The sequence below is a fragment of the Streptomyces sp. PA03-1a genome (assembly GCF_033792805.1).
GTDB lineage: Bacteria > Actinomycetota > Actinomycetes > Streptomycetales > Streptomycetaceae > Actinacidiphila.
The window spans coordinates 1-15,293 of sequence record NZ_JARAVO010000034.1; the positions used below are offsets into that span (position 1 = coordinate 1).

Annotated in this window: 12 protein-coding genes; 8 read left to right on the top strand and 4 right to left on the bottom strand. The window is 72.6% G+C overall.

Annotated features, from left to right (window positions below):
• The first annotated feature begins 219 nt into the window (after positions 1-219).
• The gene (locus tag PV341_RS10225; RefSeq protein WP_500357418.1) at positions 220-630 is read left to right on the top strand and encodes a hypothetical protein; all 411 of its coding nucleotides are present in this window, start codon (positions 220-222) and stop codon (positions 628-630) included.
• Here the strand turns inward: PV341_RS10225 and PV341_RS10230 are convergent, their stop codons facing one another.
• Together PV341_RS10230 and PV341_RS10235 are read right to left on the bottom strand one after the other, a co-directional pair.
• Positions 631-1,227, bottom strand: coding sequence for a hypothetical protein (locus PV341_RS10230; RefSeq protein ID WP_500321971.1), 597 nt, complete (start codon positions 1,225-1,227; stop codon positions 631-633).
• 197 nt (positions 1,228-1,424) lie between these two features.
• The gene (locus PV341_RS10235; protein WP_500321970.1) at positions 1,425-3,584 is read right to left on the bottom strand and encodes a RecQ family ATP-dependent DNA helicase; all 2,160 of its coding nucleotides are present in this window, start codon (positions 3,582-3,584) and stop codon (positions 1,425-1,427) included.
• Positions 3,585-3,738: 154 nt separating this feature from the next.
• Here PV341_RS10235 and PV341_RS10240 point away from each other — a divergent pair, with 154 nt between their 5' ends.
• Positions 3,739-4,980, top strand: a complete 1,242-nt coding sequence (locus tag PV341_RS10240; protein WP_500357420.1) for a DUF4192 domain-containing protein — start codon at positions 3,739-3,741, stop codon at positions 4,978-4,980.
• On the opposite strand, the gene PV341_RS10245 is transcribed toward PV341_RS10240, so the two are convergent.
• Positions 4,892-6,202, bottom strand: coding sequence for an alpha/beta fold hydrolase (locus tag PV341_RS10245; RefSeq protein WP_500357422.1), 1,311 nt, complete (start codon positions 6,200-6,202; stop codon positions 4,892-4,894). The two genes, PV341_RS10240 and PV341_RS10245, sit on opposite strands and share 89 nt — an antisense overlap.
• Positions 6,203-6,334: 132 nt before the next feature.
• On the opposite strand from PV341_RS10245, the gene PV341_RS10250 reads away from it, so the two are divergent.
• The 6 genes from PV341_RS10250 (at position 6,335) to PV341_RS10275 (ending at position 14,707) form a co-directional block, all read left to right on the top strand.
• On the top strand, positions 6,335-8,314 hold the full coding sequence (locus tag PV341_RS10250) for a glycogen debranching N-terminal domain-containing protein (protein WP_500357424.1): 1,980 nt from the start codon (positions 6,335-6,337) through the stop codon (positions 8,312-8,314).
• 120 nt (positions 8,315-8,434) lie between these two features.
• Positions 8,435-9,151, top strand: coding sequence for an NUDIX hydrolase (locus PV341_RS10255; protein ID WP_499514463.1), 717 nt, complete (start codon positions 8,435-8,437; stop codon positions 9,149-9,151).
• 29 nt (positions 9,152-9,180) lie between these two features.
• Positions 9,181-10,815 carry an ATP-binding cassette domain-containing protein gene (locus PV341_RS10260; RefSeq protein ID WP_500357425.1) on the top strand — a complete coding sequence of 545 codons (1,635 nt, stop codon included), beginning with the start codon at positions 9,181-9,183 and terminating at the stop codon, positions 10,813-10,815.
• Positions 10,816-10,907: 92 nt separating this feature from the next.
• Positions 10,908-11,816 carry a FadR/GntR family transcriptional regulator gene (locus tag PV341_RS10265; RefSeq protein WP_499514465.1) on the top strand — a complete coding sequence of 303 codons (909 nt, stop codon included), beginning with the start codon at positions 10,908-10,910 and terminating at the stop codon, positions 11,814-11,816.
• 322 nt (positions 11,817-12,138) lie between these two features.
• Entirely contained in the window at positions 12,139-13,704 is a 1,566-nt protein-coding gene (locus tag PV341_RS10270) for an RNA polymerase sigma factor (RefSeq protein ID WP_499514466.1), read from the top strand.
• A gap of 142 nt (positions 13,705-13,846) precedes the next feature.
• Positions 13,847-14,707, top strand: coding sequence for a S1 family serine peptidase (locus PV341_RS10275; protein ID WP_500357427.1), 861 nt, complete (start codon positions 13,847-13,849; stop codon positions 14,705-14,707).
• Positions 14,708-14,784: 77 nt separating this feature from the next.
• On the opposite strand, the gene PV341_RS10280 is transcribed toward PV341_RS10275, so the two are convergent.
• The gene (locus tag PV341_RS10280) at positions 14,785-15,015 is read right to left on the bottom strand and encodes a DUF7455 domain-containing protein (protein WP_499514468.1); all 231 of its coding nucleotides are present in this window, start codon (positions 15,013-15,015) and stop codon (positions 14,785-14,787) included.
• Between the last annotated feature and the right edge of the window lie 278 nt (positions 15,016-15,293).

Genomic DNA, 15,293 nt, shown 5'->3' on the forward strand with positions numbered 1-15,293 from the left:
CTCTGCCGGCGTTCTTCGGCGATTTGTTCTGGTTAGTTCGTTGCTGAGTTTTGTCCATCAGTGTCATCGGTTAGCGACGGGCAGTTGGTCCACTGGGCCGTAGTCCAGTCGGCCACACCCACTGGTTTCGGGCGCGCCGCCGGCTGGGGGGGGCGGGCCGGTCCGGCCCGCGGACCCGTCGTACCCCCGCAGCAGCGTTCGCCGCGGGACGCCGAGGTCGTGGCCTCCGTCCCGTCCGGCCCGTCGGCGCAGATCCAGCTCATCCCCGCTTCGGTGGACGGCGCCCTCGACGCCGCCGACGAGGCCGTCGACCTGCTGCTGGACAGCGGGCGCGCTCCGGGTGAGGTCCTGGTGCTCACCACCGGCGAGCAGCACCCCTGGGCCGCCCACGAGCTGAGCTTCGGCGAGACGTCCTACTGGGCCCAGCACGACGCCGGCGACGACGTGTTCTACGCCGCTCACGACGCCGACCGCGCCAAGGGCCGGCCCGTGGTGGTCGTGGCCGTCAACGGCGGCTCCGACGAGACCGTGGCGCGTGTCCTGCCCTCCGCGATGGCGCGGGCCGGAACCCTGCTGGTCGTCTGCGGCGACCCGCAGCGGATCAACGCGCTGCTCGGCGTCAACGCCTGATCAGCGCGCCGCCGCGCGGCGCAGGGGCGGCGTCCCACTGGGACGCAGGCTCACTGCGCCGCGGCTCGTGGCCGACCAGGAGGTCGCGTTCGGGGAACGACCCGAACGGTCCTCGCCCTGCACCCGCCAGCCGTCTTCGGTCAGGGTGATGTACGAACCGGGGCGCAGCCCGTACAGCGAGCAGGCGTCGCGCAGTCCCCACATCCACGCACCGTCCACCTCGGTCCACCCCGCTCCGCCGTCGCGGCAGACGAGCAGGACCGCGGTGCGCACGGGCCTGCGCCGCCGCAGGTCGTCCGCGGTGATCCGGCGCAGGTGGACGAGGATCGCGTTGCGCCGTTCCCAGCCGTCGGTGACGCCGGGGCGCTGCGCGAAGGACGCGCTGGCCGTCAGCCGTTCGTCCGGGGAGTAGACCGCGACCACAGCGGTTCCCGGGGCCGGGAGGTGGCGTGTGTGGAGGTCCGTGACCACTTCGCGGGGGTTGATCAGCAGGGGGATGCCCGCGGCCGTCCATTCGGCCGGCTCCAGGGTGCGATGGCGTCCGGCACGGCGGGAGGAATTCACGGAAGCGGTTTCCGGAGCGAAGCCGATGGCCACGGTCCTCCCTTCGGGTATGCGTCCGCGACCGGGCGTGCGAGGGCATGCCGGTCGTGGGGCTCCAAGAGCCGATGCGGGGATCCAGACTCAATTGTTCCTGTCGCACACGCAGGCGGCAACGGTCATTTTGTCGACCTGTCTGTTATCTGACCCTCCGCCGCTTAGATCCCGTCTCCGTCTCACATGGTGACTACCGGTCAGCCCTGCAAGGCCAGGACCAGCGGAAACACCGCCGTAACACCGGATCGGCGCAGCAACCGCGCGGCGACGGCCACGGTCCACCCCGTATCGGTGAAGTCGTCGACCAGCAGAACCGGTCCCGCGGCCGCGGCGAGGGCCTCGGAGAGGGCGGGTGGAACGGTGAACGCCCCGTGCAGCGCCCGCAGTCGCTGTGCGCTGTTGCTGCGCGGCACCCGCGAGGGCTCCAGGTCACCACTGTGCGCCACCTCCCCGAGCAGCGGCATGCGGCCGATCTCGGCGATGCGCGCACCGAGCGACGCGATGAGCTGCGGCCGGGTGTGCGAGGCGACGGTGACGACGCCGACCGGCCGCTGAGGGGCGTCGGGCTCACCGCTCGCCCAGCCGCCCGGGCCCTTCGCCCAGTCCGCGAGCACCTGCACCACGGCCTGCGCCACGTCGTCCGGAACGGGGCCGTCCGTCGCGTTCTCGGCGAACAGCGGGCGGAGCCGGTTGCCCCAGCCGATGTCGGAGAGCCGTCCCAGTGCCCGTCCGGGCGCGGCCTGTTCGCCCGGCGGGATCTTCCCCTTGAGGTCGATGCCGATCGCGGGCAGACCTGTCGGCCACATCCGGCGGGGCTCGACCTCGACCCCCGGGCGCCCGAGGGCGGCCCGTGCCGCCTCCAGGGCCTCGCGGGAGACCTCCGCGGTGAACCGGGGCCCGGCGCAGTTGTCGCAGCGGCCGCAGGGGGCGGCCTCCTCGTCGTCGAGCTGACGGCGCAGGTACTCCATGCGGCACACCGAGGTCGTGGCGTACTCACGCATCGCCTGCTGTTCGGTCTTGCGCTGCCGGTCGACCCACGCGTACCGCTCGGTGTCGTACGTCCAGGGCAGGCCCGTGGCCGTCCAGCCGCCGCGCACCCGGTGCACCGCGCCGTCCACGTCGAGGACCTTGAGCATGGTCTCCAGCCGGTTGCGGCGCAGGTCCACCCGGGTCTCGAGCGCGGGCACCGACATCGGGCCCCCGGAGGCGGCCAGCGTCTCCAGGGTGCGCCGCACCTGTTCCTCACGGGGGAAGGCGAGCGAGGCGAAGTAGCGCCAGATCGCCTCGTCCTCCGGCCCGGGGAGCAGCAGCACCTCCGCGTGGTCCACACCGCGTCCGGCGCGTCCCACCTGCTGGTAGTAGGCGATGGGGGAGGAGGGCGAGCCCAGGTGCACCACGAAGCCCAGGTCCGGCTTGTCGAAGCCCATGCCGAGCGCCGAGGTGGCGATCAGCGCCTTGACCTCGTTGTTCAGCAGCGCGGACTCTGCGGCCCGGCGGTCGGCGTCCTCGGTGCGCCCCGAGTAGGCGGCGACCCGGTGACCGCGCTGCCGGAGGAAGGCGGTGACCTCCTCCGCGGCCGCCACGGTCAGGGTGTAGACGATGCCCGAGCCCGGGAGGTCGCCGATGTGGTCGGCGAGCCAGGCGAGCCGGTGGGCGGCGTCGGGCATGCGCAGCACCCCGAGCGACAGGCTCTCGCGGTCCAGCGGCCCGCGCAGCACGAGGGCACCCTCGTGGTCGCCGGTCCCCAACTGCTCCGCGACGTCGGCCGTCACGCGTGCGTTGGCGGTGGCCGTCGTGGCCAGCACCGGAACGCCCGGAGTGAGATCGGCGAGCATCGTCCGCAGCCGGCGGTAGTCGGGCCGGAAGTCATGGCCCCAGTCGGAGATGCAGTGGGCCTCGTCGACCACGAGCAGGCCGGTGGTGGAGGCCAGCTTGGGCAGCACCTGGTCCCGGAAATCGGGGTTGTTGAGCCGCTCCGGGCTCACCAGCAGGACGTCGATCTCCCCCGAGGCGACCTCGGCCTGCACCGTGTCCCATTCCTCGGGGTTGGCCGAGTTGATCGTGCGGGCGCGGATCCCGGCCCGGTCGGCGGCCTCGATCTGGTTCCGCATCAGCGCCAGCAGCGGGGAGACGATCACCGTGGGACCGCTGCCCCGCTCGCGGAGCAGCGCGGTGGCCACGAAGTACACGGCCGACTTGCCCCAGCCCGTGCGCTGGACCACCAGGGCGCGGCGGCCGTGCGCGACCAGCGCCTCGACGGCACGCCACTGGTCCTCGCGCAGGCGGGCGGTGCCCGTCGGGTCCCCGACGAGCCGGCTGAGGATCGTGTCGGCGGCGGTGCGCAGTGCGGTGGTCATGCCCCCATGCAACCTGATGGCACCGACACCGCGCCAACCGTGGGGAGGCGGCCTGTGGACAACCCGCCCCGGATAATCGTGATGATATGCGCGAGTTATCCACAGGTTTTGGAGGGGTCTGGCGGAGATCCACGGCGTACGGGACCTTCGGATCATGACTCAGCACACCGAATCCCCCCGTCCCTCGGACGACCCGAAGGTCACGCTGCGCAGCCCGGCCGAACTCGCCGCCGCGCTCCCCTACCTGTGCGGTTTCCACCCCGACGACAGCATTCTGATGATCGCCCTGCACGGCGAGCACGGCCGTTTCGGCGGCCGGGCCCGGCTCGGCATCCCACGGGACGCCGCCGAGTGGCCCGGCGCCGCCCAGCAGTTGGCCGAGTGCCTCGTGAACGGCAGCGAGCAGCGCGGCGCGCGGCCGGACGCGATCGTGCTCTTCCTCGTCCAGGAGCCCGCTCCCGGCGAGGACCCCCACCAGGTCATGGAACGGCTGCGTCCACTGGCGCAGCGGCTGAGGATCGCCTGCGGCACGCTCGACATCCCCGTCGTCGAGGCGCTGTGCGTCTCCGCCGGCCGCTGGTGGTCGTACTGCTGCCCGGACACGGAGCGGTTCCCGCGTGAGGGCATCGGGATCACGCGGTCCGGCGATTCCGTGATGGCCGCGGCGGCCGCTTACGCGGGCCTGCGGATCAACGGCTCCCTCAAGGAGATGGAGGAGCGCCTCACCCCGCCGCCGCCCGGCGCACCGGCCTCCGCGGCCCGCGGGGACGCCCTGGACGCGGCGGCCGCCGCACTCGTCCCCCGCATGCTGGAGCGCGACGACTCCGAAGAGGTGCGGCGCACCACCCTGCGGCTGCTGCGGGAGGCGCTCGAGCGCTTCCGGGCCGCCACCCCGGTGGGGGACGGACCGGAGGCCGACCGCGGTGACGACGCTCTGCTGGACGACGACGAGGCCGCCACGATGATCCTCGGCCTGCAGGACCGCACCACCCGCGACGAGGCCGCCGAGTGGATGGACCCGCCGCACACCGACCCCGCGGTGCGCCTGTGGCGGGCGCTCGCCCGGCGCTGTGTCGAGCCGTACCACGAGCACGCCGCCGCGCCCCTGACCCTCGCCGGCTGGGTGGCCTGGTCCGCCGGGGACGAGGCGGCGGCGCGCGTGGCCTTCGGCCGCGCCCTGCACCTTGCCCCCGACTACACCTTCGCCCGGCTGCTCCACGCCGCGGTCAACAACGGCCTCTCTCCGGAGCCGCTCCGCCGTTACCTGCGGCGGCAGAGCATCGGACGGGCCCGCCGTGCAGCGCTCCTCACAGCTCGCCGTGGGCCAGGCGGATCAGCCGGTCGAGGACCCGGCCGCCGCTCACCCGGAGCCCGTCGTGCTCGTACTCGTCGGTGACCCAGGTGCGCAGGCCGCGGACCGAGCGTGCGGTGGCGAGCGAGTCGGCCGTGTCCACGTACATGTCGTCGTGGTAGACGGCCGCCGCCACCGGCACCTCGTTCCGCGCCAGCTGATCCGGGTCGTACAGGTCGGGCCACTCCTCGTGCTGCGCCAGGTGGTGCGCCGTCTCGCGCAGCGGCGCCAGTGCCGGGTCCGTGGCGAACATCCAGGGGTAGATCATCTCGCCGGTCAGCAGCACCGGCGCGTCGTCCGCCAGCGGCTTGTCGACGTCGAACTGGGGGAACTCGGCGCGGACCGACTCGGCGGCCCAGCCGGTGGCCCGCGGTGAGACCGAACGCTGGCCGTAGATCGACTCGTGCAGCACCGCGTAGAGCGGATTGCCCGCGAACGACAGATGGCCCTGGACCTCGGCGAGGAAGGAGTCGGAGAGCTGGAGGCCGGACCCTCCGGTCACGAAGGCGTCCTCGAGCAGGTAGTGCAGCGTGTGCGAGCCGGTGCCCGTGCCGAGCAGCATCCCGGTGGTCTGGAAGGCCTCCGCGGTCAGCAGTCCGCCGCCCGGGAGCCTGACCTCGCGCTCGCGCAGGTGCCGCACGATCGCGCGGACCGTCTCGACGTCCTCCGGGTAACGCGCGTAGTGCGCTGCTGCCTTCCGCTCCACACGGGGGTAGGCGGCCCGGTAGACGTCCTCGGCCGTGCTGCGCAGGCCGGCCAGCCCGCCGGTCACGAAGGCCTCGCGGACGCCCTCGGGGGCGAAAGACAGGTAGGTGAGCGTGCAGAAGCCGCCGTAACTCTGGCCGAGCAGGCTCCACTGGCCGTCCTCGCCGAGCAGCTCACGGCGGATCAGCTCGCAGTCGCGGACGATCGAGTCGGCCCGGAAGTGCTCCAGATAACGGGCCTGTGCCGAGGCGTCCCCGCGCAGCGGCAGGGTCTGCCGGTTCGCCGGGGCGGAACGGCCGGTGCCCCGTTGGTCGATCAGCAGCACCCGGTAGTCGTCCAGCGCCCGGGTGAGCCAGCCGTCGCGGCCCAGCGGCCGCGGCGACCGGCCGCCCGGCCCGCCCTGCAGGAACAGCAGCCAGGGCAGCGGATCTCGTTCCTTCCCGGCGGCCACGACCTCCCGTGCGTACACCTCGATCCGTTCACCGCCGGGGTCCGCGTGGTCGAGCGGCACCTGGAAGGTGTGGTCGGTGATGACGGTTCCCGGCTGACGGTAGACGGCCATGGCTCTCTTTCCGGTGATACGGACGGCTTCCCGATCAGGAACGGTAGACGGCGCGTGACCCGAGTGCCCACACGGCCGTTCTCGTGGGTAGTGGCGGCAGCGCCCGAGCGACCGATTCGACGAGGAGGTGGCATGAGCCCGCAGCCGGTCAACCGGCCGCCCCGGCAGGACCGGGGGCCGCAGCCGGTGCACGACGCCGTGATGTGCGTCGCGGCCCCGACCCTCGCGGTCTCGCCGGAGCACGGACAACTGGACGGAAGCGGCCTTGCCGGCTTCTACCAGGGCGGCCGCCGGGTCCTGGCCCGCTGTGAGCTGCGCATCGCAGGGGCGCCACCGGTCCCCGTACAGGGCGGGCTTGTCACGGCGGGTCGGGCGCGGTTCACCTCCGTCGCCCGCGTTCCCGGCGATACCGCACCCGACCCGGCCCTCACCGTCGAGAGGCTCCGCACGGCCGGGGGCACCGAGCGCATCACGGTACACAACACCGGTTCCCGTGCCCTGCGCATCCCGTTCGAGGTGGCCCTGGCGACCGACCTCGCCGAGCTGGCGGCGATCGCGGCCGGATCCTCCGGGCCCGAGCTGCAGCCCAGCGTCTGCGACGCAGGGCTGCTGTGGTCGGCGGAGGGCCTGCGGGCCCGGGTGACCGCCGTGCCGGCACCCGAGAGCGCCATGGCCTCCGCCGGGCTGCTGTGCTGGGAACTGGCGCTGCCCGCCGGGGCGTCCCGCACGATCGAGCTGCGCGTGACGCTGGAGCCCGCGGCGGCCGGCGTGAACGGCGGATCCGCCCCGGCGGTCCCCGTGCCCTGGTCGGCCCCGGAGATCCGCGGCGCCGGCGGCAGGGCGGAGACACTGCTGCGCGCCGCCCTCGACGACCTGCGGGCGCTGCTGCTGCGCGACCCGGAGCACCCGCTGGACGTCCATGTGGCGGCGGGCGCCCCGTGGCGGCTCGGTCCCGCCCCGGCCGACGCCCTGTGGGCGGCCCGCATGCTGCTGCCGCTCGGCACCCGCCTGGCGGCCGGCACCCTGCGGGCGTTCGCCCGCCGTCAGGACCCGGAGACCGGCGGCGTGCCGGGGCCGTTGCGCCATGCCGGTCCGCATCTGCCGCCCACCTGTTCCGGAGTGGAGGCGGGGCTGCTCTTCGTCACGCTGCTCGCCGAGGCACGACGGTGGGGACTTCCGGAGCGGGACACCGAACAGCTGCTGCCGGCCGCCGAGCGCAGTCTGTGGTGGCTGCGGTCCGTCGCGGGTGAGGGCGGATACGTCCCCGACCCCGCGCCGGGCGGCCCGCTGCGCTGCGACGTGCAGGCGCACGCCCACCGGGCCATGCTGCACGGCGCCGATCTGCTCCAAGCCCACGGACGCCCGGGCGCGGAGGAATGGCGGGAGCGGGCCGAGGCGCTGCGCCGGAGGTTCCGGGAGGACTTCTGGCTTGACGACCTGGCCGGCGGGAGCCCGGCCGCCGCGCTCACCCCTGACGGCAGACCCGTGCCCCACCTGGGCTCGGCAGCCGCCCATCTGCTCGACACCGGTCTGCTGGGAGGCTGCGAGCTCGCCCCCGGTCTGCTGGACAAGGTGCAGACGGAGCAGCTCGCCCGCCTCCTGGCGGCCCCGGAGCTCGACTCGGGATGGGGGCTGCGCACACTGTCCGCCAAGGCCCCCGGCTACAACCCCTTCGGCCACCGCGGCGGAGCGGTACGCGTCCACGAGACGGCCGTCGCGGTCGCGGGGCTGGCGGCCGCGGGCCACGAGCGAGAGGCCTCGGCGCTCCTCCTGGGCGTGCTGGACGCAGCCGGTGACTTCGGCCACCGGCTGCCCGAGATGTACGCGGGGGAGCAGCGTGACGGCTCCCGCCGTCCCGCCCCGCACCCGACGGCCTCGCGGCCCGCCGCGGTGGCCGCGGCCGGGGCCGTCCACATGCTGATGGCCCTCGCCGGGATCCGCCCCGACGCCCCCGAACGCATGGTGGCCGTACGCCCTCTGGTCACCTCCCCGCTCGGCGACCTCGGCCTCGCCGGGTTGCGGGTGGCCGAGGAGCCCTTCGCGCTGCGGATCGGCGCGTCCGGTACGGCCGTGATCGAGGAGGCGGCTCCGGGACTTCAGCTCGGTGCCTGAACCCGTCGGCGGCACCGGACGCCGGACCGGCGCCGTGACGTCGAACAACAGGCCGAAAGCAGCTCGCGTCATCCCGCCAACCTGCTGTTTATCGTCAGGCAGACGACTATGATCGCGGGCATGGCGCCCTACGACCCGTCAGCTTTCCCGCCCTTCGCCGTCACTGTCGATCTCGTCGTGCTCACAGTGCGCAGCCACGCCCTGTGCGCCCTCGCGGTCCGCCGCGGTGAACCGCCCTACCAGGGCCGGTGGGCGCTGCCCGGCGGCTTCGTACGCGGCGACGAGGACCTGTCCGGGGCGGCCGCCCGCGAACTGGAGGAGGAGACCGGACTGCGCGCGGGCAGCGGGGTCCACCTCGAGCAGCTGGCCACCTACGGCGATCCCAAGCGCGACCCGCGCATGCGCGTGGTGAGCGTCGCCCACCTCGTGCTCGCCCCGGACCTGCCCGCGCCACGCGCCGGCGGCGACGCCCGTAGCGCCCGGTGGGCCCCGGTCGAGGAACTGCTGCGCAACGGCGAGGAGGGTGCCCTCGCCTTCGACCACACGCGCATCCTGGCCGACGGCGTGGAGCGCGCCCGCTCCAAGCTGGAGTACTCGGCTCTGGCCACCGCCTTCTGCCCGCCCGAGTTCACCGTCGGCGAGCTGCGCCGGGTCTACGAGGCGGTGTGGGGCGTCGCCCTCGACCCGCGCAACTTCCACCGCAAGGTGACGGGGACGGTCGGCTTCCTGGTCCCCAGCGGCGGCACCACGACCCGTCAGGGCGGCCGCCCCGCGCAGTTGTTCCGCGCGGGTGGTGCAACCATCCTCAATCCGCCTATGTTGCGACCAGAGGTGTAAATTCCGGGCCATTTGCGCGTTATGGTGCAATGGTGATCCAGGCCATCGGATTGACCAGCGCGTCCCGGGGCGAAGAGCCCCCCGCCGTCGACGACCTCAGCTTCGACGCCCGTCCCGGCGAGATCACCGTCCTGCTCGGCGACGGCGGCGCCGGCAAGTCCACCGTCCTGCGGTTGATGCTCGAACTCGAACCGGGCCGCGGCATCACGCTGTTCGGCGGGCGCCCCTTGCACCGCCACACCCATCCGGCCAACGCGGTGGGCGTGCTGCTCGGCGAGGTCCCCGGCCACCCCTCCCGGACCGCGCGCGGCCACCTGCGCATGCTCGCAGCCGCGGCCGGGGCCCCAGCCGAACGCGCCGACCAGGTCCTGGAGATCGTGGGCCTGCGCGAAACGGCCGGACGCCGTCTGTCGACCTTCTCCCTCGGGATGGACCGCCGCCTGGGCGTGGCCGCGGCGCTCCTCGGAGACCCTCCCGCGCTGCTCCTGGACGATCCCGCCCAAGGGCTCTCCCCGCACGACACCGCGTGGTTGTACGGCCTGCTCAAGGCGTACGCGGCGCGCGGCGGCGCCGTCGTGGTCACCTGCGCCGACCCCAAGGCGGCGGGCCGGCTCGGCGACCGCGTCGTCACCCTCGACAAGGGCCGGCTCGTCGCCGACCAGTCCGCCCACGAGTTCGGCCGCCGCCGGCTGCGCCCGTACGTGGCCGTCCACTCGCCCCAGGCCGAACGCCTGGGCCTGCTGCTGACCGACGACGGGACCGAGATCACCCACGAGAGCGGCAGCCGCATCCGCGTGCACGGCGCGACCACCGCCCAGGTCGGCGAAACCGCCTTCCGCAACGGCATCCTGCTGCACCGCCTCGCGGACGAGGTCGCCGACACCGGTGTTCCGGAGGGTCCGCACGACGATCGCGACCGGCCTGCCGTGCCCCTGGCGGCCGCGCGCGCCGCGGTGCCGCCCGCCGGTCCCGCCCGGCCGGTCCGCTACGAACTGCGCCGCCTGACCGGCGTCCGCGGCCCCTGGCTCGTCGCGCTGGTCTCCGTCCTCGCCTCGGGACTGGCCACCCTGGCGCTGCTGCGCACCGGGCACGACGCCTTCTCCCTGCGCCTGCTGACCGGCTGGTCGCACTCCCTGCCCCTGCCGCCCGCCGCATTGGGCGGCGGGCTCCTCGGCGCGCTCGCCTACGGCCAGGAGTTCCGCTATCCCGCGCTGGCGCCCGCGCACGCGCCCGTGCCCCGTCAACTCCGTCTGCTGCTCGCCAAGCTCGTCGTCAACGGTTCCGCGGCGGCGCTGATCGCACTCCTGGGGGCGGGGCTCGGCCTGGTCGTGATGCACCTGGAGTTCGGGGCGGGCGGACTGCCCGCGCCGTTCGCGCTGGCCTCCACCACGGCGGCCTCGGTCGCCCTCGTGCTCGCCTGCTGCTGGGCCGGGGTGCTGGCGGCCGGGGTGTTCCGCACCACCGCGCTCGGGCTGGCCGGTGTCCTCGCGGTTCCGCTGCTGGTGGCGCCGGTGGTGAAGCGGGCGGCGTCCGCCCCGGCGATCGACGTGGTCCGCATGGCGACCCAACCTGTGCGCTATTCCTTCGGTTTGTCGCTCTTCGCTCTCTTGTGTGCCTATGCGGCAATGGTCTTGCGCCGGAGAAACCCCATTTCCTTCCGATAAAGCGTCAATTATCAGGTGATGAGTGCTCACCCTTTCGTGTGCTTTTCAGGAAAGCCCTCAAGGCCTCCCGCGCCATCGCCGACAAATGATGCGTGAGTACCCTTGCGCACACCATGATGACCGCGGCCCGCCCCGCCGACCCGAGTCTCGGCGGCGGGGACATCGACCGCTATCCGTACGCCGACGCCCCCGTCGGCCTCGACCGCCCCGGCCCCGCACCCTCCTGGGACGGCGGTGACACCGACATGGGCCGGGTCGGCCGCCGCGCCGCCGGGAGCCGTGGCCGCGGGCTGCACGGCCAACTCGTCCAGCAACTCGGCCAGATGATCGTCTCCGGCGATCTCGGGGCCGACCGCCCGCTCGTCCCCGAGGAGATCGGCCAGCGCTTCGAGGTCTCCCGTACCGTCGTCCGCGAGTCGCTGCGGGTGCTGGAGGCCAAGGGCCTGGTCAGCGCCCGGCCCAACGTCGGCACCCGGGTCCGCCCGGTCAGCGACTGGAACCTGCTCGACCCCGACATCATCGAATGGCGGGCCTTCGGCCCGCAGCGCGACGACCAGCGTCGGGAGCTGTTCGAACTGCGCTGGACGATCGAGCCCCTCGCCGCGCGCCTCGCGGCGGGTCACGGCCGGGAGGACGTCCAGCAGCGCCTCGTCGACATGACCGACATCATGTCCCACGCCGTGGGACAGGGTGACGGCCTCACCTTCTCCCGGGCGGACGCCGAGTTCCACGCCCTGCTGCTGCAGGTCGCGGGCAACCGGATGCTGGAGCACCTCTCCGGCATCGTCTCCTCCGCCCTGCAGGTCTCCGGCGGCCCCGTCACCGGCTGCGAGCGCCCCGGTGAACACTCGGTGGCCCTGCACACGCGGGTCGTCGAGGCGCTGGCCGCCTCCGACGGTGCCGAGGCGGAGACCGCCATGCGCCAGCTGCTCGCCGCCCACCCCGACCCGGGTGCCGGCGGCTCGACGGACCACGTCGTCCCCGCCCCCCGGGAGCACTGACCGCTCCCGCGCAGCACGAGACGGCACCGACTTCCGCCGCCGGCCCACGCCCTCCGGGCCCGGCGGCGGAGCCGTCCGCCATGTTTGACGCCCGCATCCGACCGGGCATGGTCGTGGCGTGCACGGGAGTGTCCCGCTATCGACGGGTTGGTGCCGATCCGGGGTGTGACCCGGCCCACGTACGGCCGGGCGTAACGCTCTCGGCGGCAGCGCGATGAGCTTAGAGGTGGCGGCCGTGCGAGGAATATCCGCGACGAACATGACGCTGAGTTGCTGAGCGGTTCCCACCGTAGTCGTTTTCCATCGTTCCGAGAGGTTGTTCGTGTCGGCCAGCACATCCCGTACGCTCCCGCCGGAGATCGCCGAGTCCGAGTCTCTGATGGCGCTCATCGAGCGGGGTAAGGCTCAGGGTCAGATCGCCGGCGACGACGTGCGCCGAGCCTTCGAAGCGGACCAGATCCCGGCAACCCAGTGGAAGAACGTTCTGCGCAGCCTCAACCAAGTCCTCGACGAGGAGGGTGTGACGCTGATGGTGAGTGCCGCCGAGGCGCCCAAGCGCACCCGTAAGAGCGTCGCAGCCAAGAGCCCGGCGAAGCGTACTGCCACCAAGACCGTCGCCACCAAGGCCGCCCCGGTCAAGAAGACCGTCGCTGCCAAGACCACCGCGGCCCCCGCCCCCACCATGGCGGCGGAGCCCGTGGCGGAGCCGGAGGACGATGCCGTGGCATCCGCGAAGAAGGCCGTCGCCAAGAAGACTGCGGCGAAGAAGACCACCGCGACCGCCAAGAAGACCGCGGCGAAGAAGACCACCGCGACCAAGACCAAGAAGGACGACGAGCTCGTCGAGGGCGAGGAGCTCATCGAGGACGCCGCCCCCGGCAAGGACGAGGACGTCCCGGCCGAGGCCGAGGCGGAGAGCTTCGTGCTGTCCGACGAGGACGAGGACGACGCGCCCGCGCAGCAGGTCGCCGCGGCCGGCGCCACCGCCGACCCGGTGAAGGACTACCTCAAGCAGATCGGCAAGGTCCCGCTGCTCAACGCCGAGCAGGAGGTGGAGCTCGCCAAGCGCATCGAGGCCGGTCTGTTCGCCGAGGACAAGCTGGCCCAGGCCGACAAGCTCGCCCCCAAGCTCAAGCGCGAGCTGGAGATCATCGCCGAGGACGGCCGCTGGGCCAAGAACCACCTCCTGGAGGCCAACCTCCGCCTGGTGGTCTCGCTGGCCAAGCGCTACACCGGCCGCGGCATGCTCTTCCTGGACCTGATCCAGGAGGGCAACCTCGGTCTGATCCGTGCGGTCGAGAAGTTCGACTACACCAAGGGCTTCAAGTTCTCGACGTACGCGACCTGGTGGATCCGCCAGGCGATCACCCGCGCGATGGCCGACCAGGCCCGCACCATCCGCATCCCGGTGCACATGGTCGAGGTCATCAACAAGCTGGCCCGCGTCCAGCGCCAGATGCTCCAGGACCTGGGCCGCGAGCCCACCCCGGAGGAGCTGGCCAAGGAACTCGACATGACCCCGGAGAAGGTCATCGAGGTCCAGAAGTACGGCCGCGAGCCCATCTCGCTGCACACCCCGCTCGGCGAGGACGGCGACAGCGAGTTCGGTGACCTCATCGAGGACTCCGAGGCCGTCGTGCCGGCCGACGCGGTCAGCTTCACGCTGCTGCAGGAGCAGCTGCACTCGGTGCTCGACACGCTCAGTGAGCGCGAGGCGGGCGTGGTCTCCATGCGCTTCGGCCTCACCGACGGCCAGCCGAAGACGCTGGACGAGATCGGCAAGGTGTACGGGGTCACCCGTGAGCGCATCCGCCAGATCGAGTCCAAGACCATGTCCAAGCTGCGTCATCCCTCGCGTTCCCAGGTGCTCCGCGACTACCTGGACTGATCCGGCAGGACGCCCGGACGGGCCCGCGACCGCCACGGCGGCCGCGGGCCCGTCGGATTTTCCGGACAGTTCTCCGGATGCGGCTCCCGTCCCGTCACGTCACTGTGGGTGTTCTGGGCATTCCGGAGGGTGAGGAGAATGCATGCGTTCCTCGATCAGCACGCTGATCGGCGGGCTCATAGCCGGGTCCGCGCTCGCGCTGTCGCTACCGGCTTCCGCCACCGCCGCGGCGGTGGAGTACGCCCCGGGCGCCCCGGGCGCCGACAACGGTGTCATAGGTGGCACGCCGGTCACCACGGAGCAGCACCCGTGGGCGGTGGTCCTGTCGAGCCGGTCCCGCTACGGTACGGCTCGCTCGGGGCAGTTCTGCGGCGGAGCGCTCGTCGGGCCGAACACCGTGGTCAGCGCGGCGCACTGCTTCAGTCCGACCGCACTGGGCGGGGACTGGGACCAGGTGCCCGACCTGCGCATCATCGCGGGGCGGACGGACCTCGCCGGTTCCGGCGGCCGGGAAGTGGCGGTCCGCAACGTCTGGGTCAACCCCGCGTACGACCCCACGACCAACAGCGGCGACGTGGCGGTCGTCACGACCGCGGAGCCGTTCCCCGTGGGAAGCGCGATACGCATGGCGGCACCGGGGGACGTGAACTCCTACGAGGCGGGCACGCCGGCACAGGTCTTCGGCTGGGGGGACACGGCGGGTCTGGGGACCTACTCGAACGTCCTGATGGCGGCGAACGTCTCGGTGCTCGCCGACTCGGTCTGTGAGCAGGCGTATCCGGGCAGTACGGAAGGCAAGTACCAGAGGAGCGACATGGTCTGCGCCGGCGACCTGGCCGGCGGGCACGACTCGTGCCAGGGGGACAGCGGCGGTCCGCTGGTGGCGGAGGGGCGGCTGATAGGGCTGGTGTCCTGGGGCGCGGGATGCGCCCAGGCGGGGCATCCCGGTGTGTACACCCGGGTCTCGGCGGTGGCGGGACTGGTCGGCCAGCACTCTTCGTGACGTGCGGCGGACAAGCCGACGGGCGGCCTCCCGGAAGGGGGGCCGCCCGTCGTGAGAGCTCGTCGCAGTGCTACGCGTCAGCGTTCGTCTTCGGCCGCGACGGCCGGGGTGGCGGTGAGCCGACCGGTCTCGTCCTGTATCTCCGTAGCGATCTTTTTCAATTCGGGCTCGAACTTACGCCCGTGGTGCGCGCAGAAGAGCAGCTCGCCGCCACTGATGAGTACGACGCGCAGGTAGGCCTGGGCGCCGCAACGGTCGCAGCGGTCCGCCGCCGTCAGCGGGCTCGCGGGGGTCAGAACTGTAGTCACGTCGCCTCTTCTCTAGCTCGACGAGCTGTCGTACCAGGGTCAACATCCAACCAGGCCCAAAGTGTTCCCGCTCAGGTCTTTTCCTTGGAAACGGTCGTTGTAGCGGCCGGATGCTACCGATTGGCGGCGAAAGATCCTCTGGCGTCTTATCTGTCGGCTTCGGGTCGTTCTGGCAGAACTGGTCAGATTGTTCGGTTGTGTCCCCCCGGCCCGGAAGCCGGTTGTTGAGGAGGACGTGCCCCGAGCCTAAATGGTTCATGCCTCCAGGGGAACGTGAC